At 69.1% G+C, this 24,525-nt stretch carries 20 protein-coding genes; 10 read left to right on the top strand and 10 right to left on the bottom strand.

Annotated elements, in window-relative coordinates; genetic code table 11:
* Positions 1-306: 306 nt before the first annotated feature.
* Positions 307-999: a hypothetical protein gene (locus MOTC310_RS06010; RefSeq protein WP_331301131.1), complete on the top strand. Its 693-nt coding sequence runs from the start codon at positions 307-309 to the stop codon at positions 997-999.
* A gap of 5 nt (positions 1,000-1,004) precedes the next feature.
* On the opposite strand, the gene MOTC310_RS06015 is transcribed toward MOTC310_RS06010, so the two are convergent.
* Complete coding sequence (locus MOTC310_RS06015; RefSeq protein WP_331290562.1) at positions 1,005-1,283, bottom strand: hypothetical protein; 279 nt, start codon at positions 1,281-1,283, stop codon at positions 1,005-1,007.
* A 471-nt stretch (positions 1,284-1,754) separates the two neighbouring features.
* Between MOTC310_RS06015 and frc the strand changes: the two genes are divergently transcribed.
* Both frc and MOTC310_RS06025 read left to right on the top strand, forming a co-directional pair.
* Positions 1,755-3,032: a formyl-CoA transferase gene (gene frc, locus MOTC310_RS06020; RefSeq protein ID WP_331301132.1), complete on the top strand. Its 1,278-nt coding sequence runs from the start codon at positions 1,755-1,757 to the stop codon at positions 3,030-3,032.
* Positions 3,033-3,221: 189 nt separating this feature from the next.
* Positions 3,222-4,154 carry a methionyl-tRNA formyltransferase gene (locus MOTC310_RS06025; protein WP_331301133.1) on the top strand — a complete coding sequence of 311 codons (933 nt, stop codon included), beginning with the start codon at positions 3,222-3,224 and terminating at the stop codon, positions 4,152-4,154.
* A gap of 11 nt (positions 4,155-4,165) precedes the next feature.
* Here MOTC310_RS06025 and MOTC310_RS06030 read toward each other — a convergent pair whose 3' ends face one another.
* Together MOTC310_RS06030 and oxlT are read right to left on the bottom strand one after the other, a co-directional pair.
* Complete coding sequence (locus MOTC310_RS06030) at positions 4,166-4,837, bottom strand: class II aldolase/adducin family protein (protein WP_331301134.1); 672 nt, start codon at positions 4,835-4,837, stop codon at positions 4,166-4,168.
* Between the two features lie 139 nt (positions 4,838-4,976).
* A complete protein-coding gene (oxlT, locus tag MOTC310_RS06035; RefSeq protein ID WP_331301135.1) occupies positions 4,977-6,254 on the bottom strand; it encodes an oxalate/formate MFS antiporter in 1,278 nt (425 codons plus the stop codon).
* A 480-nt stretch (positions 6,255-6,734) separates the two neighbouring features.
* Here oxlT and MOTC310_RS06040 point away from each other — a divergent pair, with 480 nt between their 5' ends.
* The 4 genes from MOTC310_RS06040 to MOTC310_RS06055 all read left to right on the top strand — a co-directional run bounded on the left by MOTC310_RS06040 (position 6,735) and on the right by MOTC310_RS06055 (position 9,777).
* Positions 6,735-7,427: a GntR family transcriptional regulator gene (locus MOTC310_RS06040; protein WP_331301136.1), complete on the top strand. Its 693-nt coding sequence runs from the start codon at positions 6,735-6,737 to the stop codon at positions 7,425-7,427.
* Positions 7,428-7,824: 397 nt separating this feature from the next.
* Positions 7,825-7,974, top strand: coding sequence for a hypothetical protein (locus MOTC310_RS06045; RefSeq protein ID WP_331290569.1), 150 nt, complete (start codon positions 7,825-7,827; stop codon positions 7,972-7,974).
* Between the two features lie 108 nt (positions 7,975-8,082).
* Positions 8,083-9,156, top strand: a complete 1,074-nt coding sequence (locus MOTC310_RS06050; protein ID WP_331290570.1) for an HD-GYP domain-containing protein — start codon at positions 8,083-8,085, stop codon at positions 9,154-9,156.
* Positions 9,157-9,282: 126 nt separating this feature from the next.
* Entirely contained in the window at positions 9,283-9,777 is a 495-nt protein-coding gene (locus MOTC310_RS06055) for a CAP domain-containing protein (protein ID WP_331301137.1), read from the top strand.
* Positions 9,778-9,789: 12 nt separating this feature from the next.
* Here MOTC310_RS06055 and recJ read toward each other — a convergent pair whose 3' ends face one another.
* The 7 genes from recJ to MOTC310_RS06090 form a co-directional block, all read right to left on the bottom strand.
* The gene (recJ, locus tag MOTC310_RS06060; RefSeq protein WP_331301138.1) at positions 9,790-11,616 is read right to left on the bottom strand and encodes a single-stranded-DNA-specific exonuclease RecJ; all 1,827 of its coding nucleotides are present in this window, start codon (positions 11,614-11,616) and stop codon (positions 9,790-9,792) included.
* Between the two features lie 123 nt (positions 11,617-11,739).
* Positions 11,740-13,137 carry an NAD(P)(+) transhydrogenase (Re/Si-specific) subunit beta gene (locus tag MOTC310_RS06065; protein WP_331301139.1) on the bottom strand — a complete coding sequence of 466 codons (1,398 nt, stop codon included), beginning with the start codon at positions 13,135-13,137 and terminating at the stop codon, positions 11,740-11,742.
* A gap of 4 nt (positions 13,138-13,141) precedes the next feature.
* Entirely contained in the window at positions 13,142-13,597 is a 456-nt protein-coding gene (locus tag MOTC310_RS06070) for a proton-translocating transhydrogenase family protein (RefSeq protein ID WP_020092006.1), read from the bottom strand.
* A gap of 24 nt (positions 13,598-13,621) precedes the next feature.
* Positions 13,622-14,851 carry a Re/Si-specific NAD(P)(+) transhydrogenase subunit alpha gene (locus MOTC310_RS06075; protein WP_331290574.1) on the bottom strand — a complete coding sequence of 410 codons (1,230 nt, stop codon included), beginning with the start codon at positions 14,849-14,851 and terminating at the stop codon, positions 13,622-13,624.
* Between the two features lie 207 nt (positions 14,852-15,058).
* Positions 15,059-15,352 (bottom strand): aa3-type cytochrome c oxidase subunit IV, encoded by a 294-nt coding sequence (locus MOTC310_RS06080; RefSeq protein WP_331290576.1) that lies wholly within the window; start codon positions 15,350-15,352, stop codon positions 15,059-15,061.
* 122 nt (positions 15,353-15,474) lie between these two features.
* Complete coding sequence (locus MOTC310_RS06085) at positions 15,475-16,836, bottom strand: ABC1 kinase family protein (protein ID WP_331301140.1); 1,362 nt, start codon at positions 16,834-16,836, stop codon at positions 15,475-15,477.
* A gap of 109 nt (positions 16,837-16,945) precedes the next feature.
* Positions 16,946-18,817 (bottom strand): M3 family oligoendopeptidase, encoded by a 1,872-nt coding sequence (locus MOTC310_RS06090; protein ID WP_331301141.1) that lies wholly within the window; start codon positions 18,815-18,817, stop codon positions 16,946-16,948.
* Positions 18,818-19,066: 249 nt separating this feature from the next.
* On the opposite strand from MOTC310_RS06090, the gene MOTC310_RS06095 reads away from it, so the two are divergent.
* The 3 genes from MOTC310_RS06095 to MOTC310_RS06105 all read left to right on the top strand — a co-directional run bounded on the left by MOTC310_RS06095 (position 19,067) and on the right by MOTC310_RS06105 (position 24,454).
* Positions 19,067-20,551 carry a sigma-54-dependent transcriptional regulator gene (locus MOTC310_RS06095; RefSeq protein WP_091976530.1) on the top strand — a complete coding sequence of 495 codons (1,485 nt, stop codon included), beginning with the start codon at positions 19,067-19,069 and terminating at the stop codon, positions 20,549-20,551.
* Between the two features lie 245 nt (positions 20,552-20,796).
* A complete protein-coding gene (locus MOTC310_RS06100) occupies positions 20,797-22,815 on the top strand; it encodes a L,D-transpeptidase family protein (RefSeq protein WP_331301142.1) in 2,019 nt (672 codons plus the stop codon).
* A 142-nt stretch (positions 22,816-22,957) separates the two neighbouring features.
* Positions 22,958-24,454, top strand: a complete 1,497-nt coding sequence (locus MOTC310_RS06105; RefSeq protein ID WP_331301143.1) for a peptidoglycan L,D-endopeptidase MepK — start codon at positions 22,958-22,960, stop codon at positions 24,452-24,454.
* Positions 24,455-24,525: the final 71 nt, after the last annotated feature.

Here is a 24,525-nt window from a genome sequence, read left to right on the forward strand (position 1 = left end):
GGGGGCCGCCCGCGATGTCCGGGGCCGCCTGCCCGCGACAGGTACCGGCAAGCAGGATCGGCGATGAACCATCGCGGAAGCCACCCGGGTGATGACCGGGAACGGGATCGGCGCGAGCGGCCGGGTGAAGGCGAAGCTGGACCTCCGTTCGAAGCCCTCGGTGGACGAGCGACAAGCGCCGGCCGCTGCCGCCGTCGCGCGGCCGGGCCGCGACGAAAAAAATCGCGTGCGTCACACGGTGACGGTCTCTCCCGACGTCCGCGCGCGTTCTAGGTTCTGTCGATCGCTCAAAGCGAATGCAGGTTCATGAACGGACACGCCGCGGCACGACTTCCGGACGACCTGCGCGAAGCGCTGGCGCGGGCTCTGTTCGATTGTGAGCAGACCGAGCGGGAGGATCGCTCCGCCTGGACCGACTCGGACCTGGAGGCTCGCCACCCCGGTCTCCGCGCGCGCTACCTCCGATCCGCCGACGCCCTCGCGGCCGGTCCGCTGGCGGACATGCTGGCGTCCCGCCGCGCCGACGAGGAGGAACTGCGCGTGCTGCGTCGGCAGCGGATGTCGCCCGAGCGCGAGCGGGAGTTGCTGGAAGCCAACAACCGCCTCCTCGCCCGCGCCGAAGCTGCCGAGACGGCTCGAGACGCGGCGGAGCAGGCGCTCACCACGCTGCGCCGCGAGCGGGATGTGGCCCGGGAGGCCGAGGCGTTCTGGCAGCAATTCGCCTTCGACGCCGACGATCTCGCGACGCGCCGCCTCATCGAGCAGACCGATGCCCGCGCCGAGGCGGAGCGGCGGGCGATCGAGGAGCGGTGCCGACGGGAGCGTGCGGAGGCGGCGCTGCGCCTGTTCGCCGACCGCGCCGACGTCATGCCGAAGGAAGGCTGGGCGTCGGAACTCGCGAAGGCCAATCGCGACATCCCGCTCTGGTGGTTCCACGCGGCGCGCGTCGCCCTCGAGCCGCCGGATCTGTCCAGACCCACCGGCAGCGAGGAGGCCTGAAGGCCTCAGGCGGCCGCGGGCTGCTTCGCCGGCGGCTCCCGGAACAGCGCCGTGCAGCCGGAGCCGCGATGCATGCTGAGAATCGACGCGCGGTCGATTTCCGGATGCGTCTTCAGCACCTTCTGAACGCAGGCAAGCACGCGCTCATATTGCGCGGCGTCGTAGTTCGGTTCCAGCGGGCTGACAGCAATGTACGTCTCGACCACGAGCACGCGCTCGGCGCGGTCGTGGGCGACATCGACGGCGATCCAGGACGACTTGATCAGGCTGGTGCTGGCGAGCATGGGCGTTCCTCGTACAGCGTTACATCGTTCAACCCACGTCGGCAGGACCTTTTCCATCCCGCGGCGGAGGCAATTTTGGCGAAATCATGGACCGCCCGGCGCCGAATGCCAAGTGGGCGCCGACATCGTCCCCCATGCCCTCTGTGCGGCGTGTTGAGCGCGGGCGCGCACCGGCTTACGGTCGGGCCTCGGCCTCGCCGGGGACCTCCACAATAGGCACTCGCGTCCCGCAGATGGCATGTGGTATACAAATCGGCGGACTCGTCACCCCGAGTCCGCGTGACGGTGTCGCGATACGACGAGACCGCGCGCTGGGAGGGAGAACAGACATGATCCGTTCGAGGATGGAAGGCCCCTGCCCCGGCCTCGCGCCACGCGCGTCACGGGCCCGTGCAGGCATCGAACCGGTATCCCGCGCGGCCTGAGCCGCCCTCCGACATCCCCAAACCGACTCCAGCTCCGAGACCGATCATGACCAAGGCCCTCGAAGGCGTCCGCATCCTGGACTTCACCCACGTTCAATCCGGCCCGACCTGTACGCAGCTCTTGGCCTGGTTCGGCGCTGACGTCATCAAGGTCGAGCGGCCGGGCGTCGGCGACGCCACGCGCCAGCAGCTGCAGGACATACCGGACGTGGACAGCCTCTATTTCACGATGCTGAACCACAACAAGCGGTCGATCACGCTCGATTCGAAGAACCCGAAGGGCAAGGAGGTTCTCTGGCGCCTGATCAAGGAATGCGATGTTCTCGTCGAGAATTTCGCGCCCGGCGCCCTCGCCCGCATGGGTCTGACCTGGGAGAAGATCCACGAGGTCAACCCGCGCATGATCCTGGCCTCCGTGAAGGGCTTCGGCCCGGGCCGCTACGAGGATTGCAAGGTCTACGAGAACGTCGCGCAATGCGCCGGCGGATCGGCCTCGACCACGGGCTTCCGCGACGGCATCCCGATGGTGACGGGTGCGCAGATCGGCGATTCCGGCACGGGTCTGCACCTCGCCCTCGGCATCGTCACGGCGCTGTATCACCGGACCCAGAGCGGTCTCGGCCAGAAGGTCGACTGCGCCATGCAGGACGGCGTGCTGAACCTGTGCCGGGTGAAGCTGCGCGATCAGCAGCGGCTCGCGCACGGCCCGCTCAAGGAGTACAGCCAGTTCGGCGAGGGCATCCCGTTCGGCGAGGCGACCCCGCGCGCGGGCAACGATTCTGGTGGCGGACAGCCGGGCCGCATCCTGCGCTGCAAGGGCTGGGAGCAGGATCCGAACGCCTACATCTACGTCATCACCCAGGCCGTCGTCTGGGAGCCGATCTGCGACATCATCGGCGAGCCGGATTGGAAGACCGATCCGAACTACGCCACCCCGAAGGCCCGCCTGCCGCACCTCAACGAGATCTTCACGCGGATCGAGGCCTGGACGATGAAGGTGTCCAAGTTCGAGGTGATGGACACGCTGAACAAGTACGACATCCCCTGCGGCCCGATCCTGTCGATGAAGGAGATCGCCGAGGACGAGTCGCTGCGGAAGACCGGCACCATCGTTGAGGTCGATCACCCGACGCGGGGCAAGTACCTGACCGTGGGTAACCCCATCAAGCTGTCGGCGAGCCCGAGCGAGGTGAAGCGCTCCCCGCTGCTCGGCGAGCACACCGAGGAGATCCTGCGCTCCGTGCTCGGCTACTCCGAGGCCGAGGTCGGTGAGATCTCCGAGTCCGGCGCCATCGGCGCGGTTCAGAAGATCGCCGCGGAGTGATCGGTATTCGGCGACCCGCGGCCGAGGCTCCGGATCGCCGATGTTACAATCCGGGGGCGTGCGTGCCGCGCGGCCCCGGATTACGGGTGACGCCGTTCGACAGCCAGGGCACGGTCGCGCCGCCGAGCCCGCGTTCGGTCCGTTTCCCCCCGGTCCCGCTCAGGGCCCGGACGACACCCAGGAGCCTGCATGCGCATCGCCTTCATCGGTCAACAGGATTTCGGGAAAGCGGTCCTGGAGGCGTTCCTCAAACGAGGCGATGAGGTTGCGGCGGTGTTCTGCGCACCCGAGAAGCCCGGTGCCAAGCCGGATGTCCTGAAGACGGCCGCCGTCGAGAAGGGTCTGACGGTCTTCCAGTTCCCCAGCCTGAAGAGTCCCGAGGCCGAGGCCGCGATGCGCGGCCTGAACGCCGATATCGGCATCATGGCCTACGTGCTCCAGTTCGCGCCGCAGAGCTTCGTCAACATTCCGAAGCACGGCACCATCCAGTATCATCCGAGCCTGCTGCCGCGTTACCGCGGCCCGTCGTCGATCAACTGGCCGATCGCGCGAGGCGAGTTGCAGACCGGACTGACGATTTTCCGGCCCACAGACGGGCTCGATGAGGGGCCGGTGATCCTGCAGAAGACCTGCCCCATCGGTGCCGACGCGACGCTCGGCGAGGTGTACTTCGACAGCCTGTTCCCGATGGGCGTCGACGCGATGCTTGAGGCGGCCGATCTCGTCGTCGCCGGGCAGCATGTCGAGATCGATCAGGACGAGGACGCCGCCAGCTACGAGGGCTGGTTCCGCGGCGCGGAGGCCGAGATCCACTGGTCGGCCCACGCCGAGCAGATCTACAACCTGATCCGCGCCGCCAACCCGGCGCCCGGCGCGTGGACGACGCTCGACGGCAAGAAGCTTCAGATCTTCGATTGCAGCCTGCATCGGATCCGCAAGATCGCCGACGTCGTCGGCAAGCCGGGCGAGGTGATCGGGGTCGACGACGAGGGCTTCAGCGTCTGCGCGCAGGGCGGTCGGATCGAGATCCGCAAGGTCAAGGCGGAGGGCGGCAAGAAGGTCGCGGCCGCCGAGTTCGCCCGGGAGGCCGGTCTGACCGTCGGGCAGGTTCTCGGGCGCTAGCCGACCGTTCCCTAGGCCGTCTCCGGCGCGGTCGGTTGCACCGCGTTCAGACCGTAGCCGCGGAAGCGCTCGACCGTGGTGCCGATCTCGTCGTCGGACAGGATGATCGGCGTCCCGATCTGCCGTGCGACGGCGTATTGCTGACAGAGCGTCTCCAGTTCGATGGCGAGCCACAGGGCCTTCTCCAGGCTCGCGCCGGCCGCGATCATCCCGTGGTTGGCGAGGAGGCAGACGTTGCGGTCGATCAGGGCCGCGAGGGCGAGGTCCGAGAGTTCCGCGGTGCCGTAGGGCGCGTAGGGCGCGCAGCGCACCGACGACCCGCCGAACGCCGCGATCATGTAGTGGACCGCCGGGATGGCCTGCCCGCAGATCGCGAAGGCGGTGCAGTAGACCGGATGCGCGTGGACCACCGCGCCGAATTCCGGGCGCGACGCCAGGATGTCCCGGTGGAATCGCCATTCCGATGAGGGCTTCTGATCCGGTGGGTGCGTGCCGTCGAGCCCCATCCGGACCACGTCGTCCGGTCCGGTCCGGTCGGTCGGCAGGCCGGAGGGGGTGATCAGCAGCCCGTCGCGGAAGCGCACCGAGACGTTGCCCGACGTGCCGCGGTTGAGCCCCTGGGCGTCGAGGGCCCGCGCCGCCGCCACGACGCTCTCCCGCGCGATCCGCTCATCCCTGTCCATGTCCGATCTCCGGAAAGCCCGGTTCCCGGTATGCAGGAAGCCCGGCGCCGTAAAGACGGCGCCGGGCCCATTCGCGTCGGTTCGACCTCGCCGACTCGGCGCGCCAGCGCCGAGCAGTCGAGTCCTGTGACCGCGCCCGCTACTGTGCCAGCACCGGCGCGAGGCTCGCCTCGGGCTTCTTGGTGTAGGCGGCGCGCATCGGCTTGAGGACGAACAGCGCCAGCAGGGCCGCGATGATGTTGAGGGCCGCCGCCGCCAGGAACACCGCGTGCCAGCTCCCGGTCATGGTCGTGAGCACGCTGGTGTAGGGGACGATCAGCGCCGCCGTACCCTTGGCCGTGTAGAGCAGGCCGGCATTGGTCGCGGCGTATTTCGAGCCGAACGTGTCGCCGCAGGTCGCCGGGAACAGCGAGTAGATCTCGCCCCAGGCGAAGAACACGAGGCCGGTCAGCAGCACGAAGGCGATCGGGTTATGGCCGAACTGGCTCAGCGCGTAGATGCCCAGGCCTTCGATCGCGAAGGACAGGAACATCGTGTTCTCGCGGCCGATATGGTCGGAGACCCAGCCGAAGAACGGACGCGTCACGCCGTTGAGCACCCGGTCGAGCGTGGCCGCGAAGGTCAGCGCCGGCAGCGTGATCCCGAGGAGCGAGACCGGGACGTCAGCGATCTTGAAGTCCTTCGCGATCGGACCGAGCTGCGCGGTGGCCATCAGGCCGCCGGCGGCCATCATGACGAACATCGCGTACATGACCCAGAAGATCGGCGTGCGGACCATCTCGGAGGGCTTGTAGTCGCGCTTCGACTGGCTGACCCGGGCGATCACCGGAACCTGGCCCTTGGCCGGCGCGCGCAGGAACAGGGCGATCAGCATGACGATCACGCCCTGCCCGATGCCGAAGTAGAAGAAGGCCGCTTCGTAACCCTGCGACTTGATCATCGCCTGGATCGGCACGACCGTGAGGGCCGAGCCTGCGCCGAAGCCCATGGCGGTGATGCCGGCGGCGAGGCCGCGGCGATCGGGGAACCACTTCAGCGAGTTGCCGACGCAGGTTCCGTAAACCGCGCCCGCGCCGGTGCCGCCGATCGCGGCCGCGATGTAGAGCACCGTGAGCGAATCCGCGTAGGAATTGATCACCCAGGCGACGGCGCAGAGCAGCCCGCCGAACAGCGTGACGATGCGCGGGCCGTACTTATCGACGAACCAGCCCTCGATCGGGACCAGCCACGTCTCGGTGACGACGAACAGCGTGAACGCCACCTGGATCGCCGCGCGATCCCAGCCGTGCCGCTCCTGCATCGGGTTCACGAAGAAGGTCCAGCCGTACTGCATGTTGGCAATCATGCACATGCAGACGACGCCGAAGGCGAGTTGCAGCCAGCGGCCGCGCCCCACCGGTTTGACGATCTCGGACATACCGTTCCCTCCTTGGCAGTATTATTGTTGGCGTCCGCGCCCTGACCCGATTTATGCCCTGCCGCGGCGCAGCTTGGCAGAACAAGTTGACCGGGATTCTTCGAAAAATTCTTGGCCCGCAGGCAAATAAAGTCTCAACTACTCCGGCATCCGCGTCGGAATCAGACTCGCATCTCTGATGGTCGACGGTATGCCAGCAGGATGGTGCTGATATCGCCCTGAGCTGTCAATCGAACCTGCAGAAAAATACAGGTTTCCGGGATTGGATTAAATCCGATCGGTGGAACGTGCGCCTGAGGCGGCCAGACGGCTGTCGCTCCGGCACGCCTTCCGAGGGGCGGAAAGCCGGCACAGGTCACAGGTCTGTGGGACCGCTCCGCGATCGACTAGGATCTCGCCAAGGTTTGGGGTAGGTCGTTTCAGAGCGCACGACAGAGAATGCGTGCGAGACATCATGCGTGTGAGCTGACTGGACGAGGGATGTCGAATTCCGAACCGCTGAGCGTGAAGCCCATTGTCGCCAGCTCCAGTCTCCGGACATTGGCCTACGAGGCGCTCAAGACGGCCATCACGAACATGGACATCTACGGGCGTCCGGACGAGGTGCGGCTCGACGAGCGGAAGCTGTCGCAGGATCTCGGTGTCAGCCGCACGCCGGTGCGCGAGGCCCTGACGGTCCTGGAGCAGGAAGGCTTCGTCCGCTCGGAGGCGCGGCGCGGCGTCTTCGTGATCAAGAAGAACAAGCGCGAGATCGTCAGCATGATCCATGCGTGGACGGCGCTGGAGAGCATGGCGGCCCGCCTGGCCTGCGCGCGCGCCACCGACGCGCAGTTGCGCTCGCTGCGGGAATCCTTCCCGGAATTCTTCGAAGGGCAGCCGTCAGAGCACATCGACGAGTACTCGGACGCGAATATCCGATTCCATCAGCGCATCATCGCGCTGGGTCACTGCGAAGCAATTGCCGATCTGACCAGCAATCTGCTGATGCACGTACGCGGCATCCGCAGCACGGCGCTCCGGCAGGGCGACCGGGCGGAGCGCTCGATCCGGGAGCACGTCGCCATCATTTCGGCGCTGGAGGCCCGCGACGCCGACTTGGCCGAACGCCTCGTGCGCGAGCACGGATTGGGGCTTGCCCGGCACGTCGATACGTACGGCGATTACCTGGACTGATCGGCGCCCGAGATCCGGCCCTACGTTAGGTGGAGCCCGGATGACGTCCACGCACCTCGTGCAGAACTTGAGCGTCCTCGACGGGCGCGATCGACGTTCCGGGACGCAGCACCGCCGGCGCGATGCTGGCGCGCGACGGCACGCGTCTCAAATTTAATAGCCCGCAATCGTTGCCGCATTGCAAAAATTTTACGGCTCCTCGACAGGACTAATCCTCCGGGAGCTACCCGTCCGTGTGCATGCAACCGCCTGATTGTTGGCCAAACACGATCGATCTCCGCATTCTATGCATGCACGGCATGAACGGTATTCGTTATCTGGCATACCAAGTTGCGGAGCGGCATGTCATCTACCGCATCGCAACATGCAGCGGTGACAGACCGCACCGGAGAATCCGATGATCGCCAGCTTCCTCGCCATCTTTGTCGCCTTCGCTGCCTGCCAGGCGCTGCTGACCGTGAAGTACGCGGATTTCCTGTCCGCCGCCGAGGGTGGCCGCAAGATCGTCGAGCCGACCGCCGACGTCGCGACCGCGAAGCTCGCCTGAGGACAGGTCGGGTCCGCAGCCCCCCAGACTGCGTAGGGTTAACGCTTTCCTCAAATTTTACGCGTAAGGTGAACCGATCGTTGACCGTGCGGCCGAGGAGCAACCGCGTTGGCCCTCGACGCCGCATCGCGTTTCTCGGACGGCCCCTACGTCCTGCTGATCTCGGATCGCCCGTCCGAACGGTCTGCCCTTGAGCGTGCCATCGCGCTCGTGATGAACTGCCGGGCGATCCCGCCCGGTGTGCCGCTGCCGTCGGGGCGGCCGCATCTCGTCATCCTGGACCTGCCGCCGGCGCACATTGCCAAGCTGCAGTCCACCCTCGCCCAGCACGGGCCGCCGGTCCCGCGTCTCGTCCTCGCGCGCGGCGAACCGATGCCGGCCGCCCGCTATCTGCGCCAAGTCCCGGCCGCATCGCCCCGGCAGCTCGTCCTGGCGAATGTCTTCGCCATGATCGAGGAGGCGACGCGCTCGGCCGCGTTACGGCAGCGCCGACTTCTGGAGCGTGTCTCGGGCGCCACCGCCATCGTCGCAGAGATCTTCGACAGCGCCGCCCTCGGTGCCCGGTTGCAGCGTGCCGACGCGGATCGTGGAACGGAGTTGGTCCTGGCGGCCGTCTCCGAGGTCGGGATCGCGGACTGGCTCGCCGCGGTGTGGCGCCACGAGATCGGCGTCTATCAGCACACCCTCGGCGTCGCGGGCCATGCCGCGACCTTCGGCTCGCAGATCGGGCTGAATCAGGCCGACCTCAAATTGCTGGTCCGTGCGGCACTGCTGCACGATATCGGCAAGGCCCGGATCCCGGTCGAGATCCTCAACAAGCCGGCACCGCTCAATGCCGAGGAGTTGCGGCTGATGCAGCGCCATCCCGATATCGGCGCCGATCTGCTTCGGGCGCACGGCGATTTCGAGGACACGGTGATCGACGTCGTCCGCCATCACCACGAGCGCCTGGACGGGAGGGGATATCCCGACCGGCTGTCCGGTCCGGCGATCTCGGATCTCGTGCGGATCGTGGCGATCTGCGACGTGTTCTCCGCCCTGACCGAGCGGCGCACCTATCGGCAGCCCGCCACCCCCGCGGAGGCGCTGTCGATCATGGCCGACAGCACCGGACACCTGGACCCGGATCTCCTGCGCGCCTTCGCGCCCTCCATGCTCAAGGGCAGCGCTCTCGCGGCCTGATCCCGGCCGGGCGTGACGTCGGCGCCACGCTGCTCGGCGGGATCGTCCAGACCCACCGCGTGCCGCGCTTTCGCCGCAACCGCGCCGGAGGGAGGCGGTCCCGTCTCACGCAACGCCGTCCGGACCGTGTCGAAGCCCAGTCTCGCCCTCGCTGCCGCCCTCCTGCTGGTCCTAACCGGATGCGGGGGTCTCTCGGTCGTGCCCGACACCGCCGTCGAGAACGCTACGCACACCGCCGTGCTCGACGAGGTCGCGGCCGCCGCGGCGATCTCGGCCTACCGGGTCCAGCACGGCCTGAGCCCGGTCGTGGTCGACCCTACTCTCGTGAAGGCGGCGGCCTTCCAGGCCGGCAACAACGCCCGCCACGGCCAGCTCAGCCACGAGATCGGCGGCAGCTTCACCTCCCGCATGGCGTCGGCCGGTCTCGCGAAATCCTGGGCGGCCGAGAATCTCAGCGCCGGGTCCGAGACCCTGGAGCAGGTGCTCGCCCGCTGGAAGGCGAGCCCCGAGCACAACAAGAACATGCTGCTGCCGCAGATCCGCAGGATCGGGATCGCCCGGGTCGACGCGCCCACCACGCGGTACAAGCGCTTCTGGGCGCTCGTGATGGCCGGCGGCTGACGTCCGGGCGCCTCAGGATTCGGATGGCGCGAGATCGACGATCCGGAGTTGGGCGCGCTCGGCGCCGCGCCAGCGGTCGCAGGACAGCGTTCCGGCCACGTGCATCTCCCGGCCGATCCCGTTCAGCAGGGCCAGGCCGAGCGGCCGTTCGGCCGCGCGGAAGCAGATCCCGCCCACCACCTGCCCGTCGCGGCTGCGCAGTCGCGCCCTGACATGGTTTGAACCGACCACGCCCGCATCGACGAGGCGATGCCGGCCCAGCGCGAAGATGGGCTCGGGGGCGCCCTGCCCGAACGGTCCGGCTCGCTGCAGCAACCGCACCGTCTCCGCGGTGGCGCCGCCGGCGCTGAGGCCACCGTCGATCAGCAAGGCGTCGGCCGCCCGGGCCACCGCGACGCTCGCGCCGAGCAGCATCGCGAGATGCGCCTCGAAGCGCGAAATGTCGTCCGTCCGCACGGTCACGCCGGCCGCCATGGCATGGCCGCCGCCCTTGCTGGCGAGCCGGGCCTCGACACAGGCGCGAACCGCGAGCCCCAGATCCGCTCCCGGGATGGAGCGTCCCGAGCCCGTGGCGGTCCCGTCCGAACGGATCGCGAAGGCGAAGGCCGGGCGGTTGAAGCGCTCCTTGAGGCGCGACGCGATCAGGCCGACGATGCCGGGGTGCCACTCCGCGCTCGCGGTCACCAGCACGGTGCGGGCCGGATCCTCCGTCACGGCACGGTCCATCTCGGCCTCGGCCTCCAGGACGGCCTGCGCCTCGATCGCCTGACGCTCGCGGTTGAGACGATCGAGGTCGGCGGCGATCCGGGCCGCCTCGCCCGGGTCCGCCGTGGTCAGCAGCCGGGCGCCCAGACCCGAATCGCCGATGCGCCCGCCGGCATTGATGCGGGGTCCGAGGACGAAGCCGAGATGCCACGCTTCCGGCGGCTCGGCGAGAGAAGCCGCGTCCAGCAGGGCGGCGAGTCCGGTGCGGCCGCGATGCCGCATCACCGTGAGACCCTGGGTCACGAAGGCCCGGTTGAGTCCCGTGAGGGGCACGACGTCGGCGACGGTCGCCAGGGCGACCAGGTCGAGGGAGTCGGTCAGCTGCGGTTCGGGGCGCTGGGCCCCGAAGAAGCCCTCCTGGCGCAGGGCGCGGTTCAGCGCGACCAGGGTCAGGAACACGATTCCGGCGGCGCAGAGATGGCCGAGGCCCGAGAGGTCGTCGAGGCGATTCGGGTTGACGACGGCGCGGGCCGGCGGGAGCACCTCGGAGGCCGCGTGGTGATCGAGCACGATCACATCGAGGCCGGATTTCTCCGCCTCCTCCAGGGGCGCGTGGCCGCTCGTCCCGCAATCGACGCAGACCAGGAGCGTCGCGCCTTCCGCGGCCAGCGCGGTGATGGCGGCGACGTTGGGGCCGTAGCCCTCGGTGATCCGATCAGGGATGTGGATCGGTGCGCGCAGACCGAGCTTGCGGAGGTAGCCGGCGAGCAGGGCCGCGCTCGCGGCGCCGTCGACATCGTAGTCGCCGAAGACCGCCACGGTCTCCCCGCGTTTCACGGCCCGGACGAGGCGGCGAACGGCCGCCTCCATGTCGAGCAGCGTGTCCGGATCCGGCATGAGGTCTCGCAGCCGCGGCGCGAGGTGGCGGGGCACCGCCTCCGGCACGATCCCTCGCCCCGCCAGCACGCGGGCAAGCAATTCCGGCAGGCCGTGGGCCTGGACCATCTTGGCGATATGATTTTGGACCGCCGCGCCCCCGCAGCGCTCCTGCCAGCGCCGACCGGTCACGGAGGCGGCAACGCCCAGGAAAGGCGGCGGATCGGTGAGGAGCGGAGCGGATGACACGGGCGGCATCCTACACCGGCCGCCGCGGGGAATCTTTCGCCGTTCCGCAACAGCGTCGGCGAACGCGCTTCGCCGCGACGAAAAAGGGCGGGCATCGCTGCCCGCCCCACGAGACTGCCAGAGCGCTGGACCTCAGAGCGATTTGAGGATGTTGTCGACGACCTTCTTGGCGTCGCCGAACAGCATCATGGTATTGTCGCGGAAGAACACCTCGTTCTCGACGCCCGCGTAGCCGGAGCCCATGCCGCGCTTGATGAACAGCACGGTCTTGGCCTTCTCGACGTCGAGGATCGGCATGCCGTAGATCGGCGAGGCTTTGTCGGTCTTGGCGGCCGGGTTGGTGACGTCGTTGGCACCGATCACGAAGGCGACGTCGGCCTGCGGGAACTCGCCGTTGATGTCCTCCAGCTCGAACACCTCGTCGTAGGGCACGTTTGCCTCGGCCAGCAGCACGTTCATGTGGCCCGGCATGCGACCCGCCACCGGGTGGATGGCGTACTTCACGTCGACGCCCTCCTTCTTCAGCATGTCGGCCATCTCGCGCAGCGAGTGCTGCGCCTGGGCGACCGCCATGCCGTAGCCGGGGACGATGATGACCCGCTCGGCGTTCTTCATGATGTAGGCCGCGTCGTCGGCCGAGCCCTGCTTCACCGGCCGGGTCTCGACCTGGCCGGTGCCGGCCACGGCGGTGTCGCCGCCGAAGCCGCCGAGGATGACCGAGATGAACGACCGGTTCATCGCGTGGCACATGATGTAGGACAGGATCGCGCCCGACGAGCCGACCAGCGAGCCGGTGATGATCAGCGCGAGATTGCCGAGCGTGAAGCCGATGCCGGCCGCCGCCCAGCCCGAGTAGGAATTGAGCATCGACACGACCACCGGCATGTCGGCGCCGCCGATCGGGATGATGATCAGGCCGCCCAGAACCAGCGAGGCGATGACGATGAGCCAGAACAGGGCCTTGGACTCGGTGCCGATGAACAGCGCGATCAGCAGGACCAGGCCGGCGGCCAGCAGCGCGTTGATGAGGTGCCGCTGCGGCAGCATGATCGGCTTGCCGGACATCCGGCCGTCGAGCTTGGCGAAAGCAATCACCGAGCCCGTGAAGGTGATGGCACCGATGGCGACGCCGAGACCCATCTCGAACAGCGACTGCTTGTGGAAGTGGCCGTTCTCGATGATGCCGAAGGCCTGCGGCGCGTAGAGCGCGCCGGCCGCCACGAAGACGGCCGCGAGGCCGACCAGCGAGTGGAAGGCTGCCACGAGCTGCGGCATCGCGGTCATCGGCACGCGCTTGGCGATCACCGCGCCGGCACCGCCGCCGATGCCGAGGCCGAGCAGAACCAGGATCCACGCGCCCGCTCCGGCCGGCGGGTGGCCGACCAGCGTGGTCAGGATCGCGAGACCCATGCCGATCATGCCGTACAGATTGCCCTGCCGGGAGGTCGTGGGGTGCGAGAGCCCCCGCAGCGCCATGATGAACAGGACGCCGGCGACGATATAGAGAAGGGAGGAGACGTTCTCTGACACCGGCTCAGCCCTTCTTCTTGTACATGCCGAGCATGCGCTGCGTGACGAGGAAGCCGCCGAAGATGTTTACGCTGGCGAGCACGATGCCGATGAAGCCGAAGAACCGGGCCAGTCCGGTGCCCTTCTCGATCAGCGGAACGCCGACCGCCAGGATCGCGCCGACGATGATCACCGACGAGATCGCGTTGGTGACCGACATGAGGGGCGTGTGCAGCGCCGGGGTGACCGACCAGACGACGTAGTAGCCGACGAAGATCGCCAGCACGAAGATCGCGAGCCGGAACACGGTGGGATCCACGGCGCCGCCGGTGGCGGCACTGAGGCCGTGGCCCATGCCGTCGGCGATGACCTGCGCCTGGTCGGCGGCGTTGCGCGCCACAGCGGCCGCCGCGCGCGCGGCGTCGGCCAGCACGCGGGCCTGATCGGCCGCCTGATCGGGAGGGACGATGACGTTTGCCATTCTGCTACTCCTCTCGGCCGGGCTTTACTGTGCGCCCGCCGGAGTGGCCGTGCCGGACGCCTTGTTGGCCTCCGACTTGGCCAGCCCCACGGAGGCGGCTTCCGAGGCTGCGCCATCGGTCTTGGGCTGGAAGGATGCGTGCACGACCGAGCCGTCACGGGTGAGGTTCGTGGCCTTCACCAGCTCGTCGTCCCAGTTGATGGCCAGCGCCTTCGACTCCTTGTCGATCAGGGTCTCGACGAAGGCGTAGAGGTTGCGCGCGTAGAGGCTCGACGACGTGGCGGCGAGCCGCCCCGGCACGTTGACGTGCCCGACGATCTTCACGCCGCGATCGTTCGTGACCACCTCTCCGACCTTGGCGCCGGCGACGTTGCCGCCGCGCTCCACAGCGAGGTCGACCAGCACCGAGCCCGGCTTCATCGACGCTACCATCTCCTCGGAGACGAGCTTCGGCGCCGGCCGGCCGGGGATCAGCGCGGTGGTGATGACGATGTCCTGCTTGGCGATGTGGCCCTTGACCAGCTCCGCCTGCTTCTTCTGGTACTCGGCCGACATCTCCTTGGCGTAGCCGCCGGCGGTCTCGGCCTGCTTGAACTCGTCGTCCTCGACGGCGACGAACTTGGCGCCGAGCGATTCGACCTGTTCCTTGGTGGCGGGTCGGACGTCGGTGGCCGTGACGACCGCGCCGAGGCGGCGGGCGGTCGCGATGGCCTGGAGGCCGGCGACGCCGACGCCCATGACGAAGACACGGGCGGCCGGCACCGTGCCGGCCGCCGTCATCATCATCGGCATCGCCCGGCCGTACTCGGCGGCGCCGTCGACGACCGCGCGGTAGCCGGCGAGGTTCGCCTGAGAGGACAGGACGTCCATGACCTGCGCGCGGGTGATGCGGGGCATCAGCTCCATGGCGAAGCCGTCGACTCCGGCCTCGGCCATCGCCTTGAGGGCCGCCTCGTTGCCGTAGGGATCCATGATCGCGATCACGGTGGCGCCGCGCTTCAGCTGCGGCAGCTCCTCGGCGCTCGGTCGGCGGACCTTGAGCACGAGATCGGCGTCACCGGCGGCGTCGGCCGCGCTCCCCGCGATGGTGGCACCGGCCGCCTCGTACTCGCTGTCGAGGATGCCGGCTTTCTTGCCCGCACCCGACTGCACCACGACGTCGGCACCGAGAGACATGAACTTCTTGACGGTCTCAGGAACCGCGGCGACGCGCGGCTCCGCGGAGTCCGTCTCGGACAGCACAGCAATGCGCATGCGAGGGTTCCCCTGGAAAAGCTCGGCCTTCGAATGCGCGAACCGGCGACGCTTTTCGAGAGGCGGATCTACGATACCGCGTTGGAAGCGGCCGGAATGTAACTTGTGCTCAATTTAATTGCCAACAATACGTCAGCGGCCCGCTCGGCGACGGCGAGCGGGCTCATCATCCGAGGCGGCCATCGAACCGGCCGCTCGGGCCTCGCCTCAGGCGAAGAACAGGTAGAGGACGAGGAGGATGCCGACGACCAGCGGGGCCTTCCACCCGACGGCCGGTGCCAGGGCGCCCACTGCGCCGGCTGCACCGGACACGATCACGCCGACGATGGCCAGAAGCCAGGCCTCGCGGATCCCGCCGATGGCGAGGGCCAGGACCCAGCAGATCACGACGCCGGTGGCGATTTCGACGAACCGGACGAATCCGCGATAGGTCTGCTCGTGAGTCCTCGCGTCCATCGCCGGGCTGTAGGTGTGCCCGGCCACCGTGTCACTCTCGGCCATCGTGCGCTCGTTTCCCTAAGACGCGACTTCTTGCGGTCGCGGTCGGATGTAGCTCAAGCGTTTACCTGCCGCAATCGGACGCACGCAAGTTGATCGCTCTCTCGGTGGATCTTCGCGTCGAGTCAGGCCGGTTTCGGCAGGCCGGCCTCGGCGAGCGCCCGCCCCTGCCGCGCCGAGAGCTCGTCGAGTGAGAAATGCTCGATCTCGGCCTCAAACAACCGGTGGTAGTTCAGCTCCGATCTGAGGTGGAGGAATACCGCGCCGAGGCCGACGGCAGCGCGGTCCATGAAAACGAATTCCTGCGGGACGGTCACAGGCCCCCGCTCCTTCAGGGCCTGATGGACCTGGAAGGCCTGCCGTCGACCGTACTCTCCCGGCTTCACGCCGTCCGCGACGGTGCGGGTTCGATCCTCCAGAAGCGGCCCGTAGATGAAGCGGGCCCAGATGTTCAGGATCTCGATCTTCTCCTTGTCGAGGTCCTTGAAGCCCCACACTTCGTAGGCGTGGACGATGCGGGCATCGTCGTTCTCCAAGAGGCCGCGGTAGAGGTCCACGACGCCGCCGACGAATCGCGGGTGGAAGATGCGGACGCAGCCGTAGTCGAGCAGGTTGATTCCCGCGGCCTCGCCGGCATCCGAGAACACGGTGTAGTTGCCAAGATGCGGGTCGCCGTGGATCACGGCCGCCCGGCTGAACGGGTGCCACCACGCCTTGAACATCGCCTGAGCGATCCGGTTGCGCACCTCGACGGGCTCTTCGGCGAAGCCCAGGATCTTGTCCCCGTCGAGCCAGCCCAGCGTCAGGAGGCGCTTGGTGGAAAGCTCCGGGTAGACGCGCGGCACGCGCACCGCCGCGATGTCCTTCAGCACGGCGCCGTAGAGCGCCGCGTGCTTGGCCTCGCGCTCGTAGTCGAGTTCCTCGCGCACCCGCGCGCCGATCTCCTTCGCGATCTCGCGCGTGTCGAGCCACGAGTTCATCCGGCGGTGGAGCGCGAACGCGACCTCCAGCTGCTTCAGGTCGGCCTCGACGGCCGATTGCATGTCCGGGTACTGCAGCTTGCAGGCGAGGCGTTCACCGTCCTGGGTGGTGGCTCGATGGACCTGACCCAGCGAGGCGGCCGCCGCGGGCTTGAGGTCGAAGCTGCCGAAGCGCTCCTGCCAGCTCGCGCCGAGCTCCGATTGCATCCGGCGCCGGACGAAGGCCGCGCCCATCGGTGGGGCGTCGGCCTGGAGCTTCTGCAATTCGGCCGCGTATTCCGGCGGGAGAAGGTCGGGAACGGTGGCCAGCAACTGGGCCACCTTCATGATCGGGCCCTTGAGGCCACCCAGCGCCTGCGCCAGCGCGGCGGCGTTGGTGGTGCCCTCCTTCCCGAACAGCCGTGCCATGGCCATCCGGGCGGCGACGCCGCCGACATTGGCGCCCACGCTGGCGTAGCGCCCGGCGCGGGCGGAGAAGCGGTTGGCTTCGCGGTCGGTCTCGGCCATCTCTCGATCTGCTTGCCTGCTGTTGATCCGCAGATAAGCCGCCCCCGGCCGCGAACCAGGGGCGTGGGTCCCTGCGCCGCGGGGGCCGGCCCGGTCCGCGGCGCTCCTCTCAGGCCCGGCCTTCCATACTCTCCAGTTCGGCGATCATGCTCTCGATCATGCCGAGCCCGATCTGCCAGAAGCCCGGATCCTTGGCGTCGAGGCCGAAGGGCGCGAGCAGCTCGCCGTAGGGCTTGGACCCGCCGGCCGACAGCAGCGCGAAGTAGCGGTCCACGAAGCCCTCCTCCGCCTGGGCATAGACGCCGTAGAGCGAGTTCACGAGGCAATCGCCGAACGCGTAGGCGTAGACGTAGAAGGGCGAGTGGATGAAGTGGGGGATGTAGGCCCAGAACGGCTCGTAGCCGGAATCCAGCGTGATGGCCGGACCGAGCGACTCCGCCTGGACGGACAGCCACAGGGCGTTGATCTGGTCGGTGGTCAGCTCACCCTTGGCGCGGGCGAGATGGACCTTCCGCTCGAACGAGTAGAAAGCGATCTGGCGCACCACCGTGTTGATCATGTCCTCGACCTTGGCGGCGAGCATGGCCCGACGTTGGGTCGTGTCGGTGGTGGCGGCCAGCAGCCGACGGAAGGTCAGCATCTCGCCGAACACGCTCGCCGTCTCGGCGAGGGTCAGGGGCGTCGGCGCCATCAGGGCGCCGTTCGGCCCGGCCAGCACCTGGTGGACGCCGTGGCCGAGTTCGTGCGCCAGCGTCATCACGTCCCGCGGCTTGCCCTGGTAGTTGACCAGCACGTAGGGGTGGACCGAGGGCACGGTCGGATGCGCGAAGGCGCCCGGTGCCTTGCCGGGGCGGGTCGGCGCGTCGATCCAGCGCTCGTCGAAGAAGCGCCGCGCGATCCCCGCCATCTTCGGCGAGAACGCGTCGTAGGCCGAGAGCACCGTGTCGCGGGCCTCCGTCCAGGGGATCGTGCGCTGCTCCACGCGGGGCAGCGGGGCGTTGCGGTCCCAGTAGGGCAGCGCCTCCTGCCCGAACCACTTCGCCTTGAGCGTGTAGTAGCGGTGGGACAGGCGCGGATAGGCCGCCCGCACCGCGTCGACGAGGGCTTCCACCACCTCGGGCTCGACCCGGTTCGACAGGTGCCGCGCGTCGGCAACGTCCTTGAACCCGCGCCAGCGGTCGGAGATCTCCTTGTCCTTGGCCAGCGTGTTGGTGATGAGCGTGAACACGCGCGATTGCCCGCGCAGCACTGCGCTGATCGCGCCGGCCGCCTCCTTGCGGACGGCCCCGTCCGGATCCTGAAGCTTGTTCAGGGTCGGCTCCAGCGGCATCTCCTCGCCCTGCACGGTGAAGCGCAGCGAGGCGATCGTCTCGTTGAACAGCCGATCCCAGGCGGCGTTCGACGTGACCGACTTCTCGAGGAACAGCTTCTCGATCCGGTCGTCGAGCTGGTGCGGCTTCTCCCGCCGCAGGTCCTCGATCCACGGCGCGTAGTGCGCGAGCGGCCCTTCGGCCATCGCGGTGTTCATCGCGGCGTCGTCGACGCGGTTCAGCTCCAGAGCGAAGAACAGGAGATCCGCCGAGGCGCCGGTCAGGCGCTCCCGGGTGTCGCCGTAGAACTTGGCCCGCGCCTCGTCGGTCGTGTCGCCGGAATAGACGAGGCCCGCGAACGACATGAGCTTGCCCAGCAGGTCCTCGATGCCCTCGTAGGCCCGCACCGCCTCGGCCAGCCGCGCGGACGCGTCCGGGCCCGCGGCGAGCTCGGCGATCCGGCCGGCATAGGCCTCGGAGAAGCGGCGGCACTCCTCCTCGGCGCGGGTCATGTCGGCGGAGAAGTTCGGATCATCGAGGCCGGAATAGAGGTCCGTGAGGTCCCATTCCGGTAGATGGCCGAGGTCGGCAGCCTTCGCGGCGGCGCGCGCGGCACTCACGCCCTCCGGCAGGCGGACAGTCACCGGCGAGGCGGTGTGGCTCGGCGTCATGTCGTGCAATCCTCTCCAAGGGCTCCGGCCCCGTACCCTGATATCGAGCGTGCCGCCACGCGTTCAACGCGGACGGTTGGTCGGACCGGTGCGCGATCGGTGACGACGCGGTGCGAACGTCGTTAAGCGCCACTTTACGACTGTGGGTCACGCTACGGCTCGAAACGAAACAGTCGCCGAATCGGAGGCCGCGACCGGGTGGACCCCGCGTCGGGCGTCCGGCCTTCGTGCGCCGTTCAGGGAGCCGCTATGTCCGCCACCGTGCTCATCGTGGATGACGATCCGGTCCAGCGGCGCCTGGCCGAGGCGGCCGTGCGCCGTTTCGGCTTCGAGGCGCGGATCGCCGAGACGGGCGCGGACGCGCTGACCCTGCTGAGATCCGAGGGGGCCGACGTCGTGCTCCTGGACCTCGTCATGCCGGGGCTCGACGGGCTCGGCGTCCTGGCCGAGATGCGCAAGAGCGGCCTCGCCACACCGGTCATCGTCCAGACCTCCAACGGGTCCATCGACACGGTGGTCAACGCGATGCGGGCCGGCGCCGTCGACTTCGTGGTCAAGCCGGCGGGCGCGGAGCGGCTGCAGGTCTCGATCAAGAACGCCCTCCGGGTCGATACGCTGGAGGAGGAGGTGCGCCGCATGCGCCGCCGGGCTTCCGGCGCCCTGACCTTCAAGGACCTGACCTCCAAGAGCCCCGACATGGAGCGGGTGATCCGCCTCGCCGAGCGGGCCGCCAAGTCGAACATCCCGGTCCTGATCGAGGGCGAGTCCGGCGTCGGCAAGGAGGTCCTGGCCCGGGCGATCCAGGGGTCCGGCGACCGCCGCGGCAAGCCGTTCGTGACGGTCAATTGCGGCGCGATCCCGGAGAACTTGGTGGAATCCACCCTGTTCGGCCACGAGAAGGGAGCCTTCACGGGCGCCACCGAGAAGCATGCCGGCAAGTTCGTCGAGGCTTCGGGCGGTACGCTGTTCCTCGACGAGATCGGCGAACTCCCCCTGGACGCTCAGGTGAAGCTGCTCCGCGCCCTCCAGGAGGGCGAGGTCGATCCGGTCGGCGGCAAGCGCTCGGTGCGGGTCGACATCCGGCTCGTCTCGGCCACCAACCGGTCGCTGCTCGACCTCGTGAAGCAGGGCAAGTTCCGCGAGGATCTCTACTACCGCCTGAACGTCTTCCCGATGACGCTGCCGCCGCTGCGGGCCCGCCGCGAGGACATTCCGGATCTCGTCCGCTCGTTCTGCGCGCGGTTCTCGGCCGAGGAAGGCAAGCGCGTTCGGGCGATCAGCCCGGAGGCGATGGCCCTGCTCACGCGCTATCCGTGGCCGGGCAACGTCAGGCAGCTGGAGAACGCCCTGTTCCGCGCCGTCGTCCTGGCGGACGGCGACGAGCTGACCGTCTCCGAGTTCCCGCAGATCGCCGCTCAGGTCGAGGGTTTCGACGTGCGGATCCCGGCGGCGCCGGTCCAGCCGCAGATGCCCGCCTACGCGCCCGAGCCGGTACGGGAGATCGTGCGCGTCGAGGTGCGCGACCCGCACGCCATGTCGCTCGTCGCCGAGGAAACCGGGGAGATGAAGCCGATGGATATGCTGGAGGCGGAAATCATCCGTTTCGCGCTCCAGTTCTACCGGCAGCGGATGTCGGAGGTCTCGCGCCGCCTCGGCATCGGCCGCTCCACCCTCTATCGCAAGCTCAAGGATCTGGGGCTGGAGGACGACGCTAAAACCGAGGACGCGGCCTGATCGTGCGCCACGTGCGCTAGCGCACCGAGCGCATTCGTTTCGGCCACACAGGAGAAAATTTCGGCCCTGCTGGTCGCTGATGGCAGATGATTTAGCCAATCATAATCTCAGCAGCATTAGAAATGACACATTCACCTGCAGGACCAACCTTCTATTCGCGACAACTGCGGTTGCTGAAAGCCACGCTTGCGCGGATAATCACAATCTGAGCGTGCGGTCCCGCCGCCGCACCCCGGGAGATCACGATGCGCGTCCCGCGCTCCAGCCTCATCGCGCTGGCCGCCCTCCTCGGCGGCACACTGGCCCCGGCCGGCTCCCTCCGTGCCGAGACGGTCTCGCTGGACCAGCCGGCCGCCGTTATTCCCGCATCGCCGCCCGCCGCGCCGCCTGCCCCACCGGCGCAGGCAGGTCCGTCGGCTCCGGCCACACCCGCCCTTCCCGATTACAAGCCGGAGGCGCCGGCGGCCGAGCCGGCACCGGCCCCCGCGGCCGCTGCCCCGGTCGCCCCGACGGATCCGCTCGGCGCAGCGGTCTTCGCCCGGTTCTCCGATGCCGCGCCCCTCCTGCTGCGCCTGACCGGCAAGGATCGCGACGCGATCCGGAGCTTCTACGAGGCCCGCACTTTCCGGCCGCTGTGGATTTCCGGCGGCGCGTGGACCGACGCCGCGAAGGCGGTCTCGGCACGGCTGTCGGCCGCCGCCGAGGACGGTCTCGACCCGCGCGCCTACACGGTGCCGGCGCTCGCCGATAAGCCGGACGAGAAGGCGGTCGCCGATGCCGATCTGCGCCTGTCCGCTGCGGCGGTGCTCTACGCCCGAGACGCTCGCGGCGGCCGGATCAATCTCGCCTCGATCTCGCGGCTGATCACCCCGCATCTCGATCTTCCGGCCGGGAACGACGTGCTGGCGAAGCTCGACGAGGCCGGCGCGAAGGCCGGCGAGGCGCTTCAGGCCTACAATCCGGCGACGCCGGGCTATCTCGCGCTGAAGAATCGGCTCGCCGCCCTGCGCGGTACCGCGCCGACGGCCGTGAAGCCGCTGCGCCTCCCGGCCGGACCGGCCCTTCGCGTCGGTATGCGCGACGCCCGCGTCCCGCTGCTGCGGGCGCATTTCAACCTCGAGAGCCGTCCGGCCGCCACGATGGACAAAGGCGCCGGTGAGCCGGAGGAGTACGATTCGGTCGTCGCGGACGCGGTGGCGAAGTTCCAGCGCGGCCGCGGGCTGCCGGGCAACGGCGTCCTGAACGTCCAGACGGTGCTGGCCCTGGCGGATGCCGGCCGCGCGGCGCGCCCGACCGGCGGGGAGGCCGAACTCATCGTCAACATGGAGCGGTGGCGCTGGCTGCCGGGCGACCTGGGCTCGGATTACATCCTGGTCAACGTGCCGGAATACCGCCTCCGCGCCTATCGGGGCGGCGTCATGCGCGACGAGGCGCGGGTCATCGTCGGCAAGCCGGAATCGCGCACGCCCCTGTTCTCGGGCTCGATGGAATACGCGGTCGTCAACCCGTCCTGGTACGTCCCGCCCTCGATCCTGAAGACGATGGCGCCGAAGCTCGCCGGCTACGGCGGCAAGACCTGGGGCGGCTACGAGGTGGTCCGCCGCGGCGGCCACATCTCGCTGCGTCAGCCCCCGGGGGAGCGCAACGCCCTCGGCTTCATCAAGTTCATGTTCCCGAACCAGCACGCGGTCTACCTGCACGACACGCCGAACCGCTCGCTGTTCTCCGCCTCGAAGCGCGATTTCAGCCACGGCTGCGTGCGCGTCGACGATCCGTTCCGCCTCGCCGACGTGGTGCTGCCGAACTGGTCCGAGGATCGGCTGAAGAAGTTGATCGGCAAGGGCGAGCGCACGATTCGGCTGCCGGAGAAGCTGCCGGTCCACCTCGCCTACTTCACGGCCTTCGTGGACGATGGCGGCACCTACCGCACCCTGCCGGACCTCTACGGCTACGACGCGCCGATGCGCGCGGCCCTCGGGCTGCCCGGCGGCGGCGGGCCGGCGATTGTGAGGCTTCCCGACGAGGCGCCGCGGCGCAAGGCCGAGCGCGCGCCGAAGCCGCCCGCGACTCGGACGGCCCATCGCCGCGCGCCCGAACGTCCGGTCGCGGATGCCGACGCGTGGCCGACCGGGCGCTACGATCAGGCGGACGCGCCGCGCCGTCCCCTGCGCCGCGCCGCCCGGGCCGACAGCGCGCCGGAATACGGCGAGCCGGGTCTCTGGACGCCCGCACCGCAGCAACCGGCGCCGCGCGGGTGGTGGTAGTCCACCCGCGCAACTCTCAACTTTCGCGTGCGCGGCCGCACAGCCGGGCACGATTTCGCCACGGTCGAGCCTTAGCCGTTTCGGTCGCGAACCCGGTTCAACAGGCGTCGGGTCAGGCTGTCGGGAGAGGATCAGGACCGTCGTGCCCAGTCTCCCGCGCGCCCTTCGCCGTCTGACCCTCGCCCTGTCCGGCCTCGCGCTCGGACTGCTCGCCGGGACGGCCGAGACCGAGGACGCGGTCGCCAACGGCGACACCCGCTCGCTGACGATCTACCACACGCACACGCAGGAGAGCGCGACCATCACGTTCAAGCGCGATGGCCGCTACGACCGCGCGGCCCTCGAGCAGCTGAACTGGCTCCTGCGCGACTGGCGCGTGAACGAGCCCACCAAGATGGACCCGCGCCTGTTCGACACGGTCTGGGAGGCCTACCGGCAGGTCGGTGCGAGCCAGCCGATCCACGTCGTCTCCGCCTACCGCTCGCCGGGCACCAACGCGATGCTGCGCCGCCGCTCCAAGATGGTGGCCGAGTACAGCCAGCACATGCTCGGCAAGGCGATGGATTTCTTCCTGCCGGACGTCTCGATCGACCGCATCCGCGAGGTCGGCCTCCAGATGCAGCGCGGCGGCGTCGGCTGGTACCCGCATGCCGGCACGCCGTTCGTTCACCTCGACGTCGGCTCGGTGCGGATGTGGCCGCGCATGACGCACGATCAGCTCGCCCGCCTCTTTCCCGACGGCAAGACCGTGCTGCTGCCGAGCGACAACCGGCCCTTCCCCCGCTACGAGGAGGCCAAGGCCGAGATCCTGGCCCGCGGCGGAACCGTGGCGGGTATCACCACTCAGATGGCCAGCGGCGAAGAGGAGGACGGGCCCGGACTGTTCGGCTTCCTGGCGAGCCTGTTCGGCGGCGGCCGGTCCGCACCCGAGCCCGCGCCGGTCCAGACCCCCGTCGAGACGGCGAAGAAGGCGCGGCGTGCGCCCGTCGTCGCTGTGGCGAGCGCCGACCCGCAGGATCCGGTGGGTGCGCGCGCGGCCCTCGCCTACGCGGCGCCCGCTGCCGACGACGCCCTGCGCGGCTCGCAGGCGGATCGGGCGCAGGCGAAGGGCGCCGAGGCCAAGCCCGCCGATGCCAAGTCGCTCCTGACCGCGGGTCAGCCGGCCGCCGACGAGGCGGTGGCCGCCGTCGCGGCGCCGCTCCCGCCGCGGCGCCCGTCGGATATGGCGGCCGTCGTTGCGAGCCTGAACATGCCCCTGCCGCCGCCGCGCCCGGTGCAGTTCGCGGCGCTTCAGCGGGGAATGGCCAATCTCGCGTCCGCGGGCGAGATCCGGGCCCTCGACAAGCCCGCGGCGCCGAGCCCGGTTCGCGCCCGCTCCCTCGTGGCTCCGGACGCGGATGCCAAGGCGCAGTTGCAGGCACTGTTCGATTCCGCGTCGGCCGGTCCGGTCGCGGCCCCGGCGAGCCGAACTGTTCCCGTGCGCGTGGCCACCACGCGTCTGCGCGGTGCCGCGCCCGACGCGGTGGTCGGCGCCGCGCCCGACCGGGTCACCACGCGGTTCACTGCCCGCAGCCCCGGCGACGACCTGACGACCCGCTTCACCGGCTCGGCCGCGCGCGCCCTGGCCGGGGCGCGGTGAGCGGCGCGGGGCGGTCAGCCCGCCATCGTCCTGTACGCGAGGCGGAGCCAGTCGAGCGGAGCGATCGGCGC

This window comes from Methylobacterium oryzae (assembly GCF_036441375.1).
GTDB classification, from domain to species: Bacteria; Pseudomonadota; Alphaproteobacteria; order Rhizobiales; family Beijerinckiaceae; genus Methylobacterium; species Methylobacterium oryzae_A.

Coding starts and splice junctions, on each gene's coding strand:
- MOTC310_RS06010 (WP_331301131.1), top strand. CDS start 307: ATGAACGGACACGCCGCGGCACGACTTCCGGACGACCTGCGCGAAGCG.
- MOTC310_RS06015 (WP_331290562.1), bottom strand. CDS start 1,283: ATGCTCGCCAGCACCAGCCTGATCAAGTCGTCCTGGATCGCCGTCGAT.
- frc (WP_331301132.1), top strand. CDS start 1,755: ATGACCAAGGCCCTCGAAGGCGTCCGCATCCTGGACTTCACCCACGTT.
- MOTC310_RS06025 (WP_331301133.1), top strand. CDS start 3,222: ATGCGCATCGCCTTCATCGGTCAACAGGATTTCGGGAAAGCGGTCCTG.
- MOTC310_RS06030 (WP_331301134.1), bottom strand. CDS start 4,837: ATGGACAGGGATGAGCGGATCGCGCGGGAGAGCGTCGTGGCGGCGGCG.
- oxlT (WP_331301135.1), bottom strand. CDS start 6,254: ATGTCCGAGATCGTCAAACCGGTGGGGCGCGGCCGCTGGCTGCAACTC.
- MOTC310_RS06040 (WP_331301136.1), top strand. CDS start 6,735: ATGTCGAATTCCGAACCGCTGAGCGTGAAGCCCATTGTCGCCAGCTCC.
- MOTC310_RS06045 (WP_331290569.1), top strand. CDS start 7,825: ATGATCGCCAGCTTCCTCGCCATCTTTGTCGCCTTCGCTGCCTGCCAG.
- recJ (WP_331301138.1), bottom strand. CDS start 11,616: ATGCCGCCCGTGTCATCCGCTCCGCTCCTCACCGATCCGCCGCCTTTC.
- MOTC310_RS06070 (WP_020092006.1), bottom strand. CDS start 13,597: ATGGCAAACGTCATCGTCCCTCCCGATCAGGCGGCCGATCAGGCCCGC.
- MOTC310_RS06075 (WP_331290574.1), bottom strand. CDS start 14,851: ATGCGCATTGCTGTGCTGTCCGAGACGGACTCCGCGGAGCCGCGCGTC.
- MOTC310_RS06080 (WP_331290576.1), bottom strand. CDS start 15,352: ATGGCCGAGAGTGACACGGTGGCCGGGCACACCTACAGCCCGGCGATG.
- MOTC310_RS06085 (WP_331301140.1), bottom strand. CDS start 16,836: ATGGCCGAGACCGACCGCGAAGCCAACCGCTTCTCCGCCCGCGCCGGG.
- MOTC310_RS06090 (WP_331301141.1), bottom strand. CDS start 18,817: ATGACGCCGAGCCACACCGCCTCGCCGGTGACTGTCCGCCTGCCGGAG.
- MOTC310_RS06095 (WP_091976530.1), top strand. CDS start 19,067: ATGTCCGCCACCGTGCTCATCGTGGATGACGATCCGGTCCAGCGGCGC.
- MOTC310_RS06100 (WP_331301142.1), top strand. CDS start 20,797: ATGCGCGTCCCGCGCTCCAGCCTCATCGCGCTGGCCGCCCTCCTCGGC.